General features: G+C 68.6%; 15 protein-coding genes. 10 read left to right on the forward strand and 5 right to left on the reverse strand.

Translation table 11 applies throughout. The features are described from left to right. Positions 1 to 98: 98 nt before the first annotated feature. From BUE16_RS06470 to BUE16_RS06480, 3 genes are read right to left on the reverse strand one after another with little or no spacing between them, the layout of a single operon-like run. Entirely contained in the window at positions 99 to 563 is a 465-nt protein-coding gene (locus BUE16_RS06470; RefSeq protein ID WP_073307793.1) for a DUF6691 family protein, read from the reverse strand. Next, positions 563 to 1,057, reverse strand: a complete 495-nt coding sequence (locus BUE16_RS06475; RefSeq protein ID WP_073307795.1) for a YeeE/YedE family protein — start codon at positions 1,055 to 1,057, stop codon at positions 563 to 565. The genes BUE16_RS06470 and BUE16_RS06475 overlap by 1 nt, the downstream gene beginning before the upstream one ends. Before the next feature lie 12 nt (positions 1,058 to 1,069). Further along, positions 1,070 to 2,263 carry an MBL fold metallo-hydrolase gene (locus BUE16_RS06480; RefSeq protein WP_073307797.1) on the reverse strand — a complete coding sequence of 398 codons (1,194 nt, stop codon included), beginning with the start codon at positions 2,261 to 2,263 and terminating at the stop codon, positions 1,070 to 1,072. Between the two features lie 248 nt (positions 2,264 to 2,511). Between BUE16_RS06480 and BUE16_RS06485 the strand changes: the two genes are divergently transcribed. Together BUE16_RS06485 and BUE16_RS06490 are read left to right on the forward strand one after the other, a co-directional pair. Further along, complete coding sequence (locus tag BUE16_RS06485) at positions 2,512 to 2,757, forward strand: sulfurtransferase TusA family protein (RefSeq protein ID WP_073307799.1); 246 nt, start codon at positions 2,512 to 2,514, stop codon at positions 2,755 to 2,757. A gap of 1 nt (position 2,758) precedes the next feature. Next, entirely contained in the window at positions 2,759 to 3,346 is a 588-nt protein-coding gene (locus tag BUE16_RS06490; protein WP_073307801.1) for a DsrE/DsrF/DrsH-like family protein, read from the forward strand. 47 nt (positions 3,347 to 3,393) lie between these two features. Here the strand turns inward: BUE16_RS06490 and BUE16_RS16320 are convergent, their stop codons facing one another. After that, a complete protein-coding gene (locus BUE16_RS16320) occupies positions 3,394 to 3,558 on the reverse strand; it encodes an aspartate/glutamate racemase family protein (RefSeq protein WP_200778388.1) in 165 nt (54 codons plus the stop codon). A gap of 230 nt (positions 3,559 to 3,788) precedes the next feature. Next, positions 3,789 to 4,166: a DUF5518 domain-containing protein gene (locus BUE16_RS06495; RefSeq protein ID WP_079991530.1), complete on the reverse strand. Its 378-nt coding sequence runs from the start codon at positions 4,164 to 4,166 to the stop codon at positions 3,789 to 3,791. 376 nt (positions 4,167 to 4,542) lie between these two features. On the opposite strand from BUE16_RS06495, the gene BUE16_RS06500 reads away from it, so the two are divergent. From BUE16_RS06500 to BUE16_RS06535, 8 genes are all read left to right on the forward strand, one after another. Next, a complete protein-coding gene (locus BUE16_RS06500; RefSeq protein ID WP_143165385.1) occupies positions 4,543 to 6,471 on the forward strand; it encodes a hypothetical protein in 1,929 nt (642 codons plus the stop codon). Between the two features lie 22 nt (positions 6,472 to 6,493). Further along, positions 6,494 to 8,116, forward strand: coding sequence for a cell division protein FtsZ (locus BUE16_RS06505; RefSeq protein ID WP_073307807.1), 1,623 nt, complete (start codon positions 6,494 to 6,496; stop codon positions 8,114 to 8,116). Positions 8,117 to 8,119: 3 nt separating this feature from the next. After that, the gene (locus tag BUE16_RS06510; protein ID WP_143165386.1) at positions 8,120 to 9,622 is read left to right on the forward strand and encodes a coiled-coil domain-containing protein; all 1,503 of its coding nucleotides are present in this window, start codon (positions 8,120 to 8,122) and stop codon (positions 9,620 to 9,622) included. A gap of 86 nt (positions 9,623 to 9,708) precedes the next feature. Then, positions 9,709 to 10,872, forward strand: coding sequence for an FtsZ/tubulin family protein (locus tag BUE16_RS06515; protein WP_073307810.1), 1,164 nt, complete (start codon positions 9,709 to 9,711; stop codon positions 10,870 to 10,872). Next, entirely contained in the window at positions 10,869 to 11,156 is a 288-nt protein-coding gene (locus tag BUE16_RS06520; RefSeq protein WP_073307812.1) for a hypothetical protein, read from the forward strand. Before BUE16_RS06515 ends, BUE16_RS06520 begins: the two co-directional genes overlap by 4 nt. 1 nt (position 11,157) lies before the next feature. After that, positions 11,158 to 12,201: a hypothetical protein gene (locus tag BUE16_RS06525; RefSeq protein WP_073307814.1), complete on the forward strand. Its 1,044-nt coding sequence runs from the start codon at positions 11,158 to 11,160 to the stop codon at positions 12,199 to 12,201. After that, on the forward strand, positions 12,198 to 14,282 hold the full coding sequence (locus tag BUE16_RS06530; protein ID WP_073307816.1) for a hypothetical protein: 2,085 nt from the start codon (positions 12,198 to 12,200) through the stop codon (positions 14,280 to 14,282). The genes BUE16_RS06525 and BUE16_RS06530 overlap by 4 nt, the downstream gene beginning before the upstream one ends. Continuing rightward, positions 14,282 to 15,481 (forward strand): FtsZ/tubulin family protein, encoded by a 1,200-nt coding sequence (locus BUE16_RS06535; protein ID WP_073307818.1) that lies wholly within the window; start codon positions 14,282 to 14,284, stop codon positions 15,479 to 15,481. Before BUE16_RS06530 ends, BUE16_RS06535 begins: the two co-directional genes overlap by 1 nt. Positions 15,482 to 15,486: the final 5 nt, after the last annotated feature.

Consider the following 15,486-nt stretch of genomic DNA (forward strand, 5'->3'; position numbering starts at 1 on the left):
GACTGGAGGCCGCAAACGGACTGGTTTTGCGGACCAGTTCGTGGATGTGGACGAGGCGCTTCGGCGAGCGTTCGCTGCCGCGGGGTAAGCGAGCGGTTTCAGTCCGCACCGGCGGGCGACGCGTCGCTCGCGTCGGCGCGGCTGCGCCACAGCCCCTGGGCGTACGCCCCGATGAACATCCCGGCGATCGCCCACAGGATCGTGAGATTGCCGACGCCGAGGCTGGCGTACGCGGCCCCCGGGCAGATCCCGGATAACCCCCACCCGACGCCGAAGACGCCGCCGCCGACGAGCACCTGATTGTCGAACGGCTTCAGCCGCCGTTCGAAGTTCCGGTTCGTCAGCGGCGGCCGCTCGAGCAGTTTCGGCGCGAGGAAGTACACCACGCCGGTGACGAGCGCGCCGCCGAACATGACGAACGGGAGGCCGAGGTCGTCGAACTGGAGGAAGTCCAGCACGACCTCCGGCCGCGCCATGTGGCTGTACCCGAGCCCGAACCCGAAGATCAGGCCGCCGACAGCGATCAGCGGCATGAACAGCGGGTGGCGGTCGGAGCCGGCCATTACGGGCTCACCCCCAGGGCGGCGACGAGCTGTGCGGTGCCGATCGCGACCAGCAGGAACGTCGCGACGCCGACGAGCGACGTTCGCGAGGCCGATCCGACGCCGCAGATCCCGTGCCCAGAGGTACAGCCCTTTCCGACGCGGGTTCCGACGCCGACCAAAATCCCGCCGACGAACAGGCGCCACACCTGCACGTCGGTGGAGTACTGGAAGGCGTCGCCGAGGGTCGCTGAGTATATCGCCGCCCCCGCGATGATGCTCGCGGTGAACACCAGCCGCCAGTCACGCGAGGAGACGTACTGCTGGAACCGCAACCGTCCCGAGACGTACGACAGCGTCGACTCGAGGAACGTGCTCGCACCGGCGCTGATCCCCGTGCCGAGGTAGATGATGCTGGCGCCAAGCCCGACGAACAGGCCGCCGATGGCGTATCGGCTGATCCCGTTCGGGAAGTACTCGGCGAACACTTGTAGGAGAACTGGATCGAGTACCATTGTGTATGGTCGTTAGTCGTCGGCCAGGGACTCCTGGCTTGCGGCGCAGTTGTTGGGGCCGAGTTCGAGGGTGAATGCCTCCTCGTCGTCGGCGCTCTGCTGGCCGAGGTTCGTCGCGATGATGTCCTCGTAGTTCGCCGGACGAGGCGGCATGTCAGCCAGCACCGTCTCGACGAAGTCGTCCTTGTCGTAGCTGAGCGCGTCCATGCGCTGCCTCAGGTCGCCGATGGGCGCCGTGTAGGTGCCGTCCTCCGCGGGAACCGCGGCGTCGCTGAAGTGCGCGCCGCCGATGAGCGTGTCGTCCGGCAGCGTCAGCACGCGGTTTTGCAGCGTGTCGTACAGCTGTTCGGCGGCCTCGGGAGCGCCGTCATCGCCCTCCTCGAGGTCGGGTCGGGCGACGCTCTCGACGAACAGGCCGTCGCCGGTCGCGAGCAGGCTGCCGCCGAGGAGGTAAGAGGTCATGCCGCTGGTGTGCCCGGGCGTGTACACGGTCTCGATCGTGGCGTCGCCGACCGCGAACTCGTCGCCGTCCGCGGCCTGCGTCAGGTCGTCCGCGTAGGTGACCCCGCGGTCGACCGCGGGCGCGGGGATGACGCCCTCGACGCCCTCCTCGTCGAGCGCGCGGACGCCGGAGATGTGGTCGGCGTGGATGTGGGTGTCGAGGGCGTAGGTGAGGTCGGCGCCGAACTTCTCGGCGTCGTCGAGGTAGCGGTCGGTGAACGCACGGAGGGGGTCGACAACGGCCGCCTCGTCCCCGTCGACGAGCAGGTAGCCGAGACAGCCGGAAGAGGGCCGCTGGTACTGATACAGCGTTCCCTCGCCGTCGTAGTTCGTGATCGCCTCGCGCTCGTAGATGCGCGCCCAGCCGTTCATCCCGTCCTCCAGGTGGTTCACGTCGTACCCGAGGTCGAGGAGCGTCCCGGCGACGTACTCGCTGGCGCCGCCTTTCGCACAGAGGACAGTCACCTCACGGTCGTCGGGGATCCGGTTGAGGACATCCTCGTCGATGTCGTCCTCGAGGAACTCGAAGTACGGGACGTTGATCGACTCGACGGTCTCGCCGTCGATCTTCCACTCCTCGTAGTCTGAGGCCATCCGCGTGTCCAGCAGCGTGACCGCCTCGCCGGCGTCGATCCGCCGCTTAAGCGACTCCGGAGAGATGGTGCCGGCGTCCGCGTCGGGCGTCGGGAAATCGTCGGGGTTCATTATGTGCACCGCTTCGTATCCGCGGCTCGCACATAAGCGTTCGGATAGAAGTTCCCATAATACACAATACTAAATCGACGGAAGCGGCGGAACCTGTCGCGATCCTTCATTCGCATTTTATCGCCATATTCGCACGACGATAAGCAGTAAGCGGGACTGACACACGCCAAGATAAGGAACCGATATGATTTTATATTGCTCATTAGTATTGCGTAATAATTCCAATACATAACCAGAGTGATCAACCAATAAGCGACACATTCGATATCACCGAGACGCTCGACGTGAACGGCGAACCGTGCCCGATGCCGGTCGTGAAGACGAAGTCCGCCGTCGACAGCCTCAGCGAGGAGGCGGTCCTCGAGGTCGTCGCGACCGACCCCGGCAGCGTGAGCGACATCGACGGGTGGGCGTCCGGCACCGACGGCGTCGACCTGCTCGATCAGGCCGAGGACGGCGACGAATTCAAGCACTACATCCAAAAGACCGCGTAAGATGAGCGCCGATACTCCCACAAATCCGTCCGACGGCGACGCCGAGGCGATGACCGAGACAGAGCTTCGCGATCGCGTCGAAGAACTCGAGGACTCGGTCGCGCAGCTCAAGGCCGACGCCGCCGCCGGCCAGAAGAAGATGACCATCATCGCCACCAAGGGCACCTTCGACATGGCGTACCCGCCGCTCATCCCGGCGTCGACTGCGGCCGCCTTCGGCTGGGAAGTCGTCGTGTTCCACACCTTCTGGGGGCTGGACATCCTCCACGAGGAGAAGTCCAAGAACCTCCAGCTGTCGGCCGTCGGCAACCCGAACATGCCGATGCCGAACGCGCTGGCGGCGCTGCCCGGAATGGACCGGATGGCGACGAGGATGATGGAGAAGCGCATCGACGACAACGGCACCGCCACCGTCGAGGAACTCATCGATGTCTCGCTCGATCAGGGCGTTGAGCTTCAGGCGTGTCAGATGACCATCGAGCTGATGGACTACGACGACGACGACTTCTACGACGACGTCGTCACCGGCGTCGGCGCGGCCACCGCGCTCCAACACATGACCGAGTCTGACGTCCAACTGCTCGTTTGAGCCCGTTCGAGTAGCCGAGGTTTCGGTCTCAAGCTCCCGTAGGACCGTCAGTGGACGCCGTTCAAGCTGTACTCGACGGCGCGTTCGACGTGGAGTGCGGTCGTATCGAACAGGGAGAACTCCGGGCGGTCGGTCTGATCGACGAAGTGTCCGATCACAGTACGGCCGAGGACGACGCCTTTGGCGCCTCTACCGGCGATTTCGTCGATCACTCGGAGGCACGCCGCACCGACTCGTCGCGGAACGTCCGTCGCCGCGGGGACGACGGGAACAACGGAACCGGGCGACTCTCAACTGTTGAGACCGAACCCACTGTGTTGCCCGATCTCGCTCGATCCCCATCGCGACACGACGCGCTCGATGGGCCTGTGCATCCCGCACAGAACTCCGTACTGCCGCAATCATCTCGGCGGAACTGGACGGCTGGCGGCAGCGTAAGCCGTCAGCGCGTGGTCGTAGTGGCGGTCGCTTCGGGCTCACGGCGCGCTTTCGTCCATCCGCCCGCTGCGCCCGCTGCGGCGCCGGGAACGGCCTGAACGATCAGCGTGGCCACGGTGGCGACGAGCGTGACGGCCATCTGGATGAGTCCCTCGGCGAGCGCTTGGACGAGCAGCACCAGTGCCAGCACCACGACCGCGCCGATGATGGTCGCCAAGCCGCCGTGGATGGCGCCGTCGGTCGCGCCGGAGACCATGTACCCGGCGACGAAGCCGCCGATCAGGCTCGGGACTGCGAGCAACAGCAGCGAACTCCCGGTCAGCGGCGTCACGAACGACAGCACGATGCTCAACCCCAGCGCGACCGCGAACCCTGTCAGCACTGCGTACCAGTCTACCTTCGTACGCCGCGGATCAAGGCGATCCAAGCGGTTAGTTCGGCTGTCACTGTGTCGACGGTAAGCCGTCGCCTTAGCTACGGATGGCTCGGTGGCGCCGACACTGCACGCCCGGCCCAATCGGCGTCGGGTCGGGGTTCTCCGGCGTCGGGTCCGAGTTCCCGCGTTACTTTCTGGCTGCGAGCACCTGCGCTGGACTGCTCCTGTTGTCCGGTATTCGGGGTAGCCAGTGCGTACTCGCCGGCCCAATTCTCACCCGGAGCCACTCGACGGAACGAACGGGGTCATTTCCTCTCGACTCTCAGATCCGAAAAATGCAGTCAACTGTTTTATACATGTGCCCGTGTGTGGCTGGTAATACATGTCTAGAACCGCGCACGGGCAAACGATCGCGTGGGGCGCCGCTGGGGTCCCCCTCGTGGTCGCGCTCGTGCAGACGTTGTTGGCGCTGTTCGGCTACACGTCGGGCTCCGCGGGGCTCACGCCCATCGCGGAGCCGGTGTTGTCGATCCCGGTGCTGTTCGAGGCGGCGGTGGTGTTCAAGGACAGTTCGGCGGTCGTGATGGGGCTGTTTCTCCTCATCGCGCTCGCGTGGGCTGCGCAAGGGGCGGCGATGCTGGTCGTCGAACACCGCGAGGCGGCCTTCGGCGCGGCGACGCTGTCTGCGGTGCTGTTTTTCGCGCTGTTCTTCGGCGTGTACGCCCCGTTGATCTCGGCGGACGTTCCGGTCGCCCAGCTCGCGGCGTTCTACCTCGTTCCCGTGTGCGCGGCCGCGCTCCAACTGTTTGCGGTCGCGACGTATCCGTGGAACGACGTGGTGCTCGAGGAGACCAGCGGCGACCTCGGGCGACTCGAGGCGGAGCTGGCGAACCGAAGGGCGGCGTTCGACGACGCCTTCGACGCCCAGTTCGAGGGGCTGGAGACACTGGCCGATGTCGCTCCGAGCGGCGTTCGGGACGCCCGCGAGGGCGCCGAGGAGTTCCGCGCGAGACTGGACGACATCGACGAGGACATCGCGGCGATCCGGTCGATGTCCGACGGCGAGGCCGCACAGGCGGCCCGCGCGAGCGTGGAGTCGGAGCTGGAGACGGTCGACCCGCAGGCCCGCGTCGACGAACTCGACGAGCGGTTCCAACAGGCGCTCGCGAGCGGCATCCGGACCGAATACGGCGAGTTCGTCGTTCGCTCGGAGTACGGCGAGCGCTACCGCGCAGTCAACCTCCCCACGAACCACCGGGAGGTGTCGATCCCCGGCGGCGCCGACGCGGTCCACCTCGACCACGTCGACGAGGAACTTGAGGCGCTGACGCGGTCGGCCGACTCCTACGGCGCCGTCGCCGCCGCCGTCGAGGCGGTGGACGCCCACCGCCAGCGCGTCCGCGCGCACATCCGCGAGCGGGAGGCGTCGGTCGTCGACGCCGTCTCGACGGCCGAAAACCGCCTCGACACGCTCGAGACCCAGATTGACGCCATGGACGTTCCGTTCGGCGAGCGGGTCGACGAGGTGCTGTTGGCCGGTCGCGACCCGGATCTGGTCGGCGCGCGCGACGTGCGGTCGCAGCTCGACCGGGCGCGCGAGGCGCTGCACGACTGCCGGTTCGACGACGCCCTGTCCACCGCCGAGGACGCCGCCGACCGGGCGGCGACGCTCGTGACGACCGCGGAGCTGCTGTCGACGCTCGAGGCGAGTCTCGACGCCCGTCACTCGACCGTCTCTGTCCCGAGCGAGGTGCCGGCGGGGTACATCGAGGCGATCGTGCCGGCCATCAGAGCGGGCTACGACGGCGTCGACGCCGCGTTCGACGCCGGTCGCGGTCGCATCGCGTTCACGTACGACGACGCATCGGCCGATCCTGCCGCGACGGACAACCCAGCCGCGACAGCCGACCGCGACGACGCCGGCGGCGCCGAGCGCGACTCCGGGCAGGCGGTCGACGACGCTCCCTCGGGATCTGTCGGGACGGGGTCGGGCCGCGAGTCCGTCCGCGTCGCCTCCCCCGAGGAAGTGGTCGACGGCGTGTTGTACGCCTTCCGCGAGTTCGAGACCGGTGGGACTGGCGACGACCGGATCGTTCAGTTCCGCCTCGAAGACCTCCCGGACGCCGTCGCGACGCGGGACGTCCTCGTGAACGTCGAGCGGTTCGCCGGGCGCCAGTCGGACCTGTTCGAGTCGGTCGACCTCCAGAGCCCCGAACCGCCGGGATTCATCGAGTTCACGCCGGCCGAGGGCGCATCGATCGAGCGATCGCTGTCTGAGGCGCACCGGCGCTTCCGCGAAAAGTACACGTAACCCGACTCATACAGATACCCAAATGACCGAATCCTGTGAGATCTGTTTCACCGCTCCCGGCGACTGGGAGGCGGACAGCATCGAAGAACACGTCCTGAACGCCCACGGCGACGCGCAGCCGTCCGTCCGGGCCATCTACGGCGACCGGTTCGAACACCTGTTCGAGGAGGGCGCAGCCGCCGCCGACGCCGCGGGCGAACCCGACCCAGCCGGCGGCGACGCTCCGACGGATCTGGGCGGTGCCGAGGACATGGGACCGGTGTCGATGGACGACGACGGCGAGATGTACGGCCGTAAGTGGTTCCTCATCGGCATCGGCGGCGCCGGCAACAACATCGTCGACGCCGTGTTGATGCGTCGCGACACGCTCGCTCGCAACCACGAGGACCGCGCCCGAATCTGGCAGGGCGGCCTCGCGGGCTACGGGCTGCTCAACACCAACATCGCCGAACTGGAGCAGACGTACTACGCGAAAGAGCTGAAGGGGTACTCGCGCAACGACCTGCTCTCGAACTCGATCATCGGGTTCGGGAAGCACGGCTACAGCGGGATGGGATACCGCTGGAGCAACGGCGCGAAGGTCGCGGCCGCGGACTTCGCGGACGGCGGGAACCCCTTCCGCGACCGCTGGGACATGACGAGCCAGGACATCCGCGACGCGCAGGCGGTGATGCTCGTCCACAGCGTCACGAAGGGAACGGGCTGCGGGGCCACCCCCGTCATCGCCGAGAAGCTCCGCGAAGAGGTCCAAGAGTCGGGACTCGTCATCGACCAGGCGATCCTCAGCTCGGTCGTCATCCCCTCCGAGGGCGGGCAGCAGTCCGCGGTCGGCGGGCGGGCGAAGACCAACGGGGTGATCGGCCTGTCGCGCATCTCCCGGTCGGCGGACGCGATCATCCCGTTCAACAACGATCACCTCCGGCGCGCGAGCACGGACATCGAGCCGCGGATCGAGGGGATCGACCGCTACAACCCGCCGGAGTTCGCGGACCTCAACAAGCCGCTGGTGGCGTTTCTCGAGGCGTTCACGATGTCGTCGACGCCGCAGCTCACCGACCGCGACGCGACGATGAGCATCCGCGGGAGCGTCTTCGACGTGGCCGACAGCTTCCGGCTCGTGGAGGACAAGTACCCCCACGACATGGCGCCCGAAGAGCGCCCAGCGGTCGTGCTCGCGCCGGCGCTGGGCCGGCTTCGCTCGGACGACATCTCGCGGTCGAGCCTCGAACTGCTCACGCGGAACACGCTGTTACAGAACCGGCTCGCCGACTTCGACCCCTCGACTGCGTGGGGCGGCAACTTCATGATCTACGGCCCGGAAGAGCAGATGGCCGACGTGTCGGAGTTCGTCACCGACGGGACGCTCCAGGAGGTGCTCAACGGCGAGGAGTTCCTCGACGCCGGCTCGCGCTCGGGCGTTGAGACCGTCGACGTGCAGGTGAATCAGCTCGTCATTCCGTATCTCGACGACGTGTTCATGTGGGGGACGCTGTGGAACCCACGGATGCCGTCGCTGGAGTCGATGTACGAGCACGCCAAGCGCCTCAAGGACGAAGGCCAGAGCGTGCAGGCGGAGGACATCCGCGACGTGTGGAACGAGGTCCAGCCGCTGTTCGACTGCCTCGGCCGGTCCAACATGTTGTGAACCATGTCTGGACCACCCATCGCCGCCGTCTTCATGGGCCTGTTCGGCGGCTCCGAGGAGCCCGACATCGAGGCGATCGCCGACCGTCTCGGCTCGCGACCGACTGGAGGCGACGTGAAGCGGACGCTCGACGAGTTGGCCGAGTCGATGGACCGGCTCGCATCGGCCGCCGACATCGCCGGCCCGGAGGGGCGCGTCGAGAACGACGCCCCGCCGGCCGAGAAGGCCCGCGAACTCGCGACGCTGGTGGAGCGAGGCCGGCTCAGCATCGGTCGGGCAAGCGATTCGGGTCGGTCCGCCGCCGCGACCGAGACGGCGGGCGACGGCGTGATCTCGTCGGTTGCCGAGGACATCTCACGCTCGCGGCGACCGGCCGGCCACCGCGCGGCGACGCTGCTCGATACACTGGCGAGCGCACAGACCGCCGGCGAGAGCGACCTCCGGGAGGCGCTCGCGGCGGCCGTCGACCGCCTCGAAGCGGCCGACGATATCGACCGGGCGCTCGACCTCGACGACCCCGAGCGGACTGCGGGCCGACTGACGGGGGTCGACGACGACCTCGCCGCGGACGTGGCGCGGCTCGCGGAGACCGCCGCCGACCGCCCCGGCGACGCCGGTGACACGACGGCGACGCAGGTCGAGGACGCGCGGATCGCTGTTGACCGCGCGCTCGGTCGGATCGACGGTGTCCGGCCGCGTCAGGACGCGACGCTGGTCGAACGGATCGAGCTTCTCGGCGAGGCCGCCGCCGGCACCGACTCGACGCCGGGCGACGCTGCGCCGGGGGCGGAGGCCGCGCGACGCGTCCGCGCAAGCAACCGCGCCGAGTGCGAGCCGGCCCGCGATCTGCTCGACGGCGTCGCCAGCGACGACCCCGAGGAGGTCGCCGACGCGCTCCGCGCGGGCGTTGACGCGCTCAACGAGGCGGCGACCGTGCGGAACCTCACCGCCGACGTGGACGCCGAATCCGTGGCCGCGCGCGTTCGATCGCTCGGGGAGGGCCTCTCAGGGGTCGACGGACAGGTCGCCGACGCGCTCGCCGAGCGCGTCGACCGCCTCGGAGCGATGCTCGATCGGGCCGACGCGAGCAACGCCGTCGTCCCGTACGCGGTCCGCGAGGAGGTCGCCTTCTACGAGCGCGATCTGCTCCCGGTGCTCGAATCCGGGTCGGCCGGCGCCGGCGCGGACGCGACGGTCGGCGACGACTCGGCCGCGGGAGACGCGATGGACGCCGGGGCCGGCGCTGCCGTCGACGCCCTCGACGAGCGCAGGAGCGAGATCCGAACGCGATACGTCGACTCACGGACTGATCACAACCACAGCATCCCGATGTTCTTCCTGTCGCTGACAGAGTCGCTGGAAGCGCAGGCGCGCGAGGCGCTCGCGGCCGGCGAACGCGAGCGCGCGCGAGGGATCGCCGCGGCGGCCGACGACCTGCTCGACCGAGTTGAAGGGCTGTACGAGCGAAACGAGTACAGCGTCATGCTCAGGCGACTCCGGGGGTAGTCGCATCCGCGGTGCCAGTTATTGCAATCTGTACATGTGACGGTAGAGTTATGTCGGACTTACCAAAAATCCGGAGCAGGTAGACAATGCCATATCTCTTTGTAGGCGCCGGGCAGGCCGGGTGTTCCCTGGTCGACTCGGTGTTCGACCACCAACGTGTTGCTCAGCTGGCAACGCCCGTCGCGTTCAACTCGACGATACGGGACTTACAGAACCTCTCGAACATCGAACGGGAAGCGTGGTACGGGGTATCGGAGGGAAGCGGACTGGTACCGGGGACGACGGCGGGGTTCGAAGAGGAAGTGACCGGGGGGTTCGGTCGCGACCCCGAGAAGGCCGACGCCGCGATCGCGGGACAGCAGCCGCAGGTGATCGACGCCTATCAGGAGCGGTTCGGCGACGGGTCGCCGCCGTTCGCGTTCTTGTTTCTCGGCTTAGGCGGCGGCACCGGCTGCGGGATCGCCCCGCACCTCGCGGAGGCGATCCGCGAGTACGGCGGCTCCTCGACGGACATCATCGCCGTCGCCGTGCTCCCCAACACCGCGGGCACGGTGACGGGCGACGACGGCCCGAGCGCCACGCGACAGGCGACGAACGCCATCTACGGACTCGACCGGCTGGAGGAACACGTCGACGGGATCATCCTCGTCGACAACCAACGGCTCGCCTACGAGGACGCCGCGGAGGGCCGCTTCAACGAGTACAACGACTACGCCGCCTCCGCCATCGTCGACCTCATCTCCGGGCCGATCCTCGAACGGATCAACCCCGGCGAGTACGACGACCTCGACGCGCCGGTCATCGACCTGCAGGACGTGGTCACGTCGCTCACGCTCGACGACGGTGGCGTCGGCTACGCGACGCTGGGTCGGTCGGTCACGATGACGCGCTCGCTTCCGGGCTATCTGCTTCCGTTCGTTGGGCGCAAGTCCGTCGACGGGGCGACGCTCTCGCGGTTGGCCGTCTCGAAGCGCAGCGTCGAGGACGTGAACCCGACGGACGCGGTCAAGGCGATCGGGCAGGTGCGCGCGCCGGCGCCGTACCTCGTGGACGACGACTACCGGATCCAGGTGTCGGTGATCCGCGGGCTGCTCGACTCCTACTGCTCGGAGGTCAACATCGGGATGACGCTCACCGAACGCAATCTGGCGTCGTTCACGACGCTGCTGACGTTCGCGCGCGAGGATATCACTCGGTTGACGGACATCGAGGACCTCGCGGCCGAGCACGCGGCGGGGGTGACGGTGTGACCGGCGGCGGTCGCACCCGCGGGGCGGCCCTCCTCGTCGCGGTCGGCGTCGTGCTGCTCGTCGGGGCGTTCGCGCCGGCCGGCCTCGCACAGGAGTCCGGCGACGACGCTCGGTCGATTGACGCGCTCGCGGACGAGGTCGTCGACCAGTACGAGGAGACGAACACCGCGGTTTCGATGGCATCTTCGCCCGTGGCGCCGGCCCTGCTCGGTGGCGGGCTCGGACTGGGTATCGGCGCCATCGGCGGAGCCGTGTTCGCCTACCAGAACCGGGGGATGCGCTGAGATGGCGAGAACGCGAACCACCCTCGCGCTCACTGCGATCCTCGTCGCGGCCGCGCTCGCCGTTGGACCCGGCGGCGCAGCGGCGGCCGCGACCCCCGACGCACCGTGTGCCGGCGTCGACGGCAACCGGCTCGTCGCCTACTACGACACCGACGACCGCGTCGGCGACGCGACGGTGTACGCCGAGACGACGCTGACGCTGTACGTCTGCTCCAGCGGCGAGCCCGAGCCGTACGACGTGGCGTGGGGCTTCGACGCGGGCGCGGTGCAGGGACTCGAGATTCGGGCGGAGCGCGAGGCGAGCGTTGTCGTCCGTGTCACCGCCGCCGCCGACTCGGTTGCGCCCGCGGAGGCGGTCACGCAGAAGGCGGACCTCGGTGGACCGACGATCGCCGTCCAGCGCGGGTATTCGATCGCGACGACGGTCGACGGCACGTCGGTGACGCTCCAGTTCGGTTCGCAGGCGGATCTGGACGCCTACCGGACCGCGAACGACGCCTTCGCGAGCCAGCGGACGCGCATCGCGACCGCGACCGGAACGCTCGCGGCGGCCGCAGCCAACGGCACCGTCCTGGCGACCGACCCGGGGGCACAGGTTGCGGTGCTCAACGAGACGAACCTGACGACCGCGGGTAGGCGGCTCGAACGGGCGGCGTTCGCGGCCGCCGCGGCGGGCGACGCCGGCGACGCGCGGACAGTGATCGAGGGCGTCGAGAACGAGCGATCGGCCGCTCGGTCCGCCGCACGCTCGGACCTAGAGACGTACCTCGAAGCGCTCGAAGCGCGCGGCCAGGGCGCGGCGACGACCGTTCGGCTCGTCCTCGGGGGCGCGCTCGTCGGCGGCCTCGTCGTGGGCGGCGGCGTCGGCTACCTGCTCGCGCGCCGGACGCTCGCGAAAGTCGAGATCGACCGCGGCGTCTCGACGGCGACCCAGTACAGCCCGAAACAGATCGCGGTGCCGCTGGCGATCGGCGCCGTCGCGCTACTCGCGGCGGCGGTCGGCGCGGTGATCGGCGGCGGCGACCTTCTGACGGTGATCCTATGAAGCGACAGTACAAGGCGGCACTCGGAATCGGTGGTATCGTTCTGGCGACGGCGATCGTGGGCCTGGTCTCGTTCCTCTACTTCGGCTCACAGGTCGGCGTCTACGTCATCGGCGTCGGCGCGCCGCTGGTCGTGGTGGCCGCCATCGGGCTGTACGTTCGGGGCGTCCTCGCGCGCGACACCACCAGTCAGGGCGACTTCGTGCAGGAAGCCGCCCGGGCGGCCGCGGAGTCGTTCCGCGATGAACTGACCACGTACAACCGACTCGACGCTGAATACGACCGGTGGGATCCCGGCGAACTCGAGACGCGAGCGCGCCAGATCGCCGACGACTTCGCTGACGCCGGCGTCACCGTCGACGTGGCCGCGGCGACGATCTCCGTCGATTCCCCCGGCCGCGTCCAGGAGTTCGACAAGCTGCAGGCGGACGTGAGCGCGTTCGCCGACGACCGCGACCAGTCGTTCGCAGAGTTCGGGCGCTCGCAGATCGAACGCGCACGCCAGGGCGCGCGATCAGTGAGCGAGTCCGTGCTCGACGGCGAGGGCGCCCCGCTCTCGACGACGCCCGACGAGATCCCCGACTGCGCCTCCCCCGCCGAGACCGAGCGCGTTCTCTCGACGGCGCGCGAGGAGGCCGCCGGCGTGTTCGAAGACGCCGTCGACCGTATCAAAGCCACTGTCGACGAGTACGACGGCGACGCCGCGCGGATCGACTCGCACCTCGAGGCCGCGCGCACCGCCATCGACGACGGCGATTGGGACGCCGCCAGCGCCGCGATCGGCGACGCGCAGGGGGACGCCGAGTCGGAGGTCGACGCGGCGTTCACCGCCGACCGGGAGAGCATCGACAAGCTCCTCTCGACGATCGACTCGGTCGATGTCGACCGCTACGCCGAGGACGACGACCGCCGCACCGTCGAGGAGGCCCGCGAGCGCCTCTCGGCGATCGACTCGGCGCTCGCGAGCGACGAGCTGGACGCCGTCGGTGAGGACGTCCGCCGGGCGGCGACGAACATCGTCGCGACGCTCGAAACGGCGCTCGAAACGGACGTGAACGTCATTCGCGAAGCCGACGTTCCGGTCGGCTTCTACACGGCGCCGCCGGCGGTCGCGACCGACTACGAGGCGCGACTCCGGGAGGCGGACGACCTCGACGCCTTCCGCGAGGAGTGGCTTGCGGCCGCGGCGGACCTGACGGAGGCCGTCGACGACGCGGAGACGAAGGCGTCGGTGGCCGACTCCTACGAGATGGTCGAAGAGCGTATCGCGGACGGTGTCCGCACGGAGGGGCGCGTGACCGGCGAGGACCTGCCCGTACGCGACGCGGAGCCGTTCCTCGAACTGTACGCACAAGGGATCGAGGGCGTCGAGTTCGACCCCGCGGTGCCCGCGGTCGTCGCCGACGGCGGCGGCGAGTCCTACGACGTGACCGTCACGGCCCAGTTGGCGACCTCGACGGGCGAGGAACACGATCTGACGGTCGAGCTCGAGGGGGAGGGGGTCTCCGAGCGCGAGACCGCGAGCACGTTCGTCGCCGCGGAGGCGACGTTCGACGAGATCCCGTACGGGGAGTACACTGCGACAGCGAGCACGCCGACGGAGGGCTTCGCCGATGCGGAGGCGACGCTGCAGGTCGCGGCCGACGAATCGGTCGAGCTCGTGCTCGAGGAGGTCGGCCTCCGCGAGCGCGTCTGCGGCGACGACGCCGACGACGTGCGGAGCCAGCTTTCGACGGTCGCGCCGAAGCTGGAGGCCGGCTTCGCTGCCGACGAGTACCTCACGCCGGAGTCGGACATCCCGGTCGCGGACGAATACGTCCCCTGCCTGCTCGTGTTGTGGGCCGAGGAGGAGGGACACGAGGCGACGCTCGACGACGGACGCGTCCTCGTGTACGACCACGACCAGTTCAGGTCGCGCCTGGACACGATCACGACCCACAACCTGAGCGACGGCGAGACAATGACATACGACGACATGCGGCGGAAATTCCTCTCGGTACCGGCCTCCGACGACCTCATTCGCACGACGCTGGGAGAACTCGATGCCGGCGTCGATGTCGGTGACACGGGGGTGAGCGCCTGATGTCCCGGGCGGACACGTTCACGCGCTGGGGCGTCATCTCCTCGGGCGAGGGGGGCGGCCGGATCGCGGCCGAACTGCTCGCGCGCGAGGACAACCCCGGGATTGACGACCGGATCGCGCTGTTGAACACGAACCGCGCGGACATCCTGAATACGATCGAGCGAGCGTCGCTCGATGACACCTCCGAGTACACGACGGTGTTCGGGTCCAAGCGCGGCGTCGGCAACAACTTCATCGCGGGCGAGGAGTGCGCCCGCGAAGACCTCGACGTCATCGTCGGCGACATCCAAGAGCGGATGACCGGAGCCGACGCGTTCATGCACATGACGACGCTCGGCGGCGGGACCGGCAACGGGTCGATCCCGTACCTGATCGAGCAGCTCGCGGGCGGCTCGGACGCGTCGAACCTCCGGCCGTGGATGGACAGCGTCGTCCACGTCGCACTGGCTGCGTGGCCCTACTACGACGAGCCCGCACAGCGGCAGTTCAACGCCGTGATGGGTCTGTCGCGGCTGCTGATGCGCCGCGACGGTCAGCAGAACGCCGACATGGTGCTTTTGGCGAGCAACTCTCACCTCAACGACGACGGGACGCAGGGGAGCTACGACGAGGTGAACGAACGGATCGTCACCGCGATCGACCTGTTCATCAGCGCTGGCCGCGAGGCGCGCGGCGTCATCGACGTGGAGGACTACGTCGCGCAGCCGTCGAACATCGGCGCGTACCACTTCACGCCCGCGGTGGCGACGGGGCTCAACGGCCGGATGCTCGAGTACGAGCTGATGTTCGACCGCGCGGCCGAACAGACGTTCGTGCCGATGGACGTGACGACCTCGCGGGCGGCCTACGCGGTGGTGCGCGCCCCGGAGCAGCTTATCGAGTCGGGCGACATCACCGAGACGGGCGTCCAGTCGGCCTTTGGCGAGTGGAAGCGGGACAACGACATCGGCGGCGCCGTCGGGATGACGACGCTCACGCCGAAACAGAGCCGCGGCAACGACGTGGACGTGTTGGTGTTGCTCGGCGGATTCGACCTGAACCCCCTGCTCGACCACTCGCGAGACGCCTTCGAGACGCACAAGCAGAACGTCGAGGCCGCGCGACAGCTCGGGAACACGCCCGAGGACTCAATCTCCGAGGCGCACGTGGCCGACCTCTCAGAGAACCTCGAACGCTACGTGTCGATCAACGCGAGGTGACCGAG

The sequence above is a fragment of the Halobaculum gomorrense genome (genome assembly GCF_900129775.1).
GTDB lineage: Archaea > Halobacteriota > Halobacteria > Halobacteriales > Haloferacaceae > Halobaculum > Halobaculum gomorrense.

Coding starts and splice junctions, on each gene's coding strand:
- BUE16_RS06490 (WP_073307801.1), top strand. CDS start 2,759: ATGAGCGCCGATACTCCCACAAATCCGTCCGACGGCGACGCCGAGGCG.
- BUE16_RS06505 (WP_073307807.1), top strand. CDS start 6,494: ATGACCGAATCCTGTGAGATCTGTTTCACCGCTCCCGGCGACTGGGAG.
- BUE16_RS06475 (WP_073307795.1), bottom strand. CDS start 1,057: ATGGTACTCGATCCAGTTCTCCTACAAGTGTTCGCCGAGTACTTCCCG.
- BUE16_RS06510 (WP_143165386.1), top strand. CDS start 8,120: ATGTCTGGACCACCCATCGCCGCCGTCTTCATGGGCCTGTTCGGCGGC.
- BUE16_RS06470 (WP_073307793.1), bottom strand. CDS start 563: ATGGCCGGCTCCGACCGCCACCCGCTGTTCATGCCGCTGATCGCTGTC.
- BUE16_RS06530 (WP_073307816.1), top strand. CDS start 12,198: ATGAAGCGACAGTACAAGGCGGCACTCGGAATCGGTGGTATCGTTCTG.
- BUE16_RS06535 (WP_073307818.1), top strand. CDS start 14,282: ATGTCCCGGGCGGACACGTTCACGCGCTGGGGCGTCATCTCCTCGGGC.
- BUE16_RS06480 (WP_073307797.1), bottom strand. CDS start 2,263: ATGAACCCCGACGATTTCCCGACGCCCGACGCGGACGCCGGCACCATC.
- BUE16_RS06500 (WP_143165385.1), top strand. CDS start 4,543: ATGTCTAGAACCGCGCACGGGCAAACGATCGCGTGGGGCGCCGCTGGG.
- BUE16_RS06515 (WP_073307810.1), top strand. CDS start 9,709: ATGCCATATCTCTTTGTAGGCGCCGGGCAGGCCGGGTGTTCCCTGGTC.
- BUE16_RS06525 (WP_073307814.1), top strand. CDS start 11,158: ATGGCGAGAACGCGAACCACCCTCGCGCTCACTGCGATCCTCGTCGCG.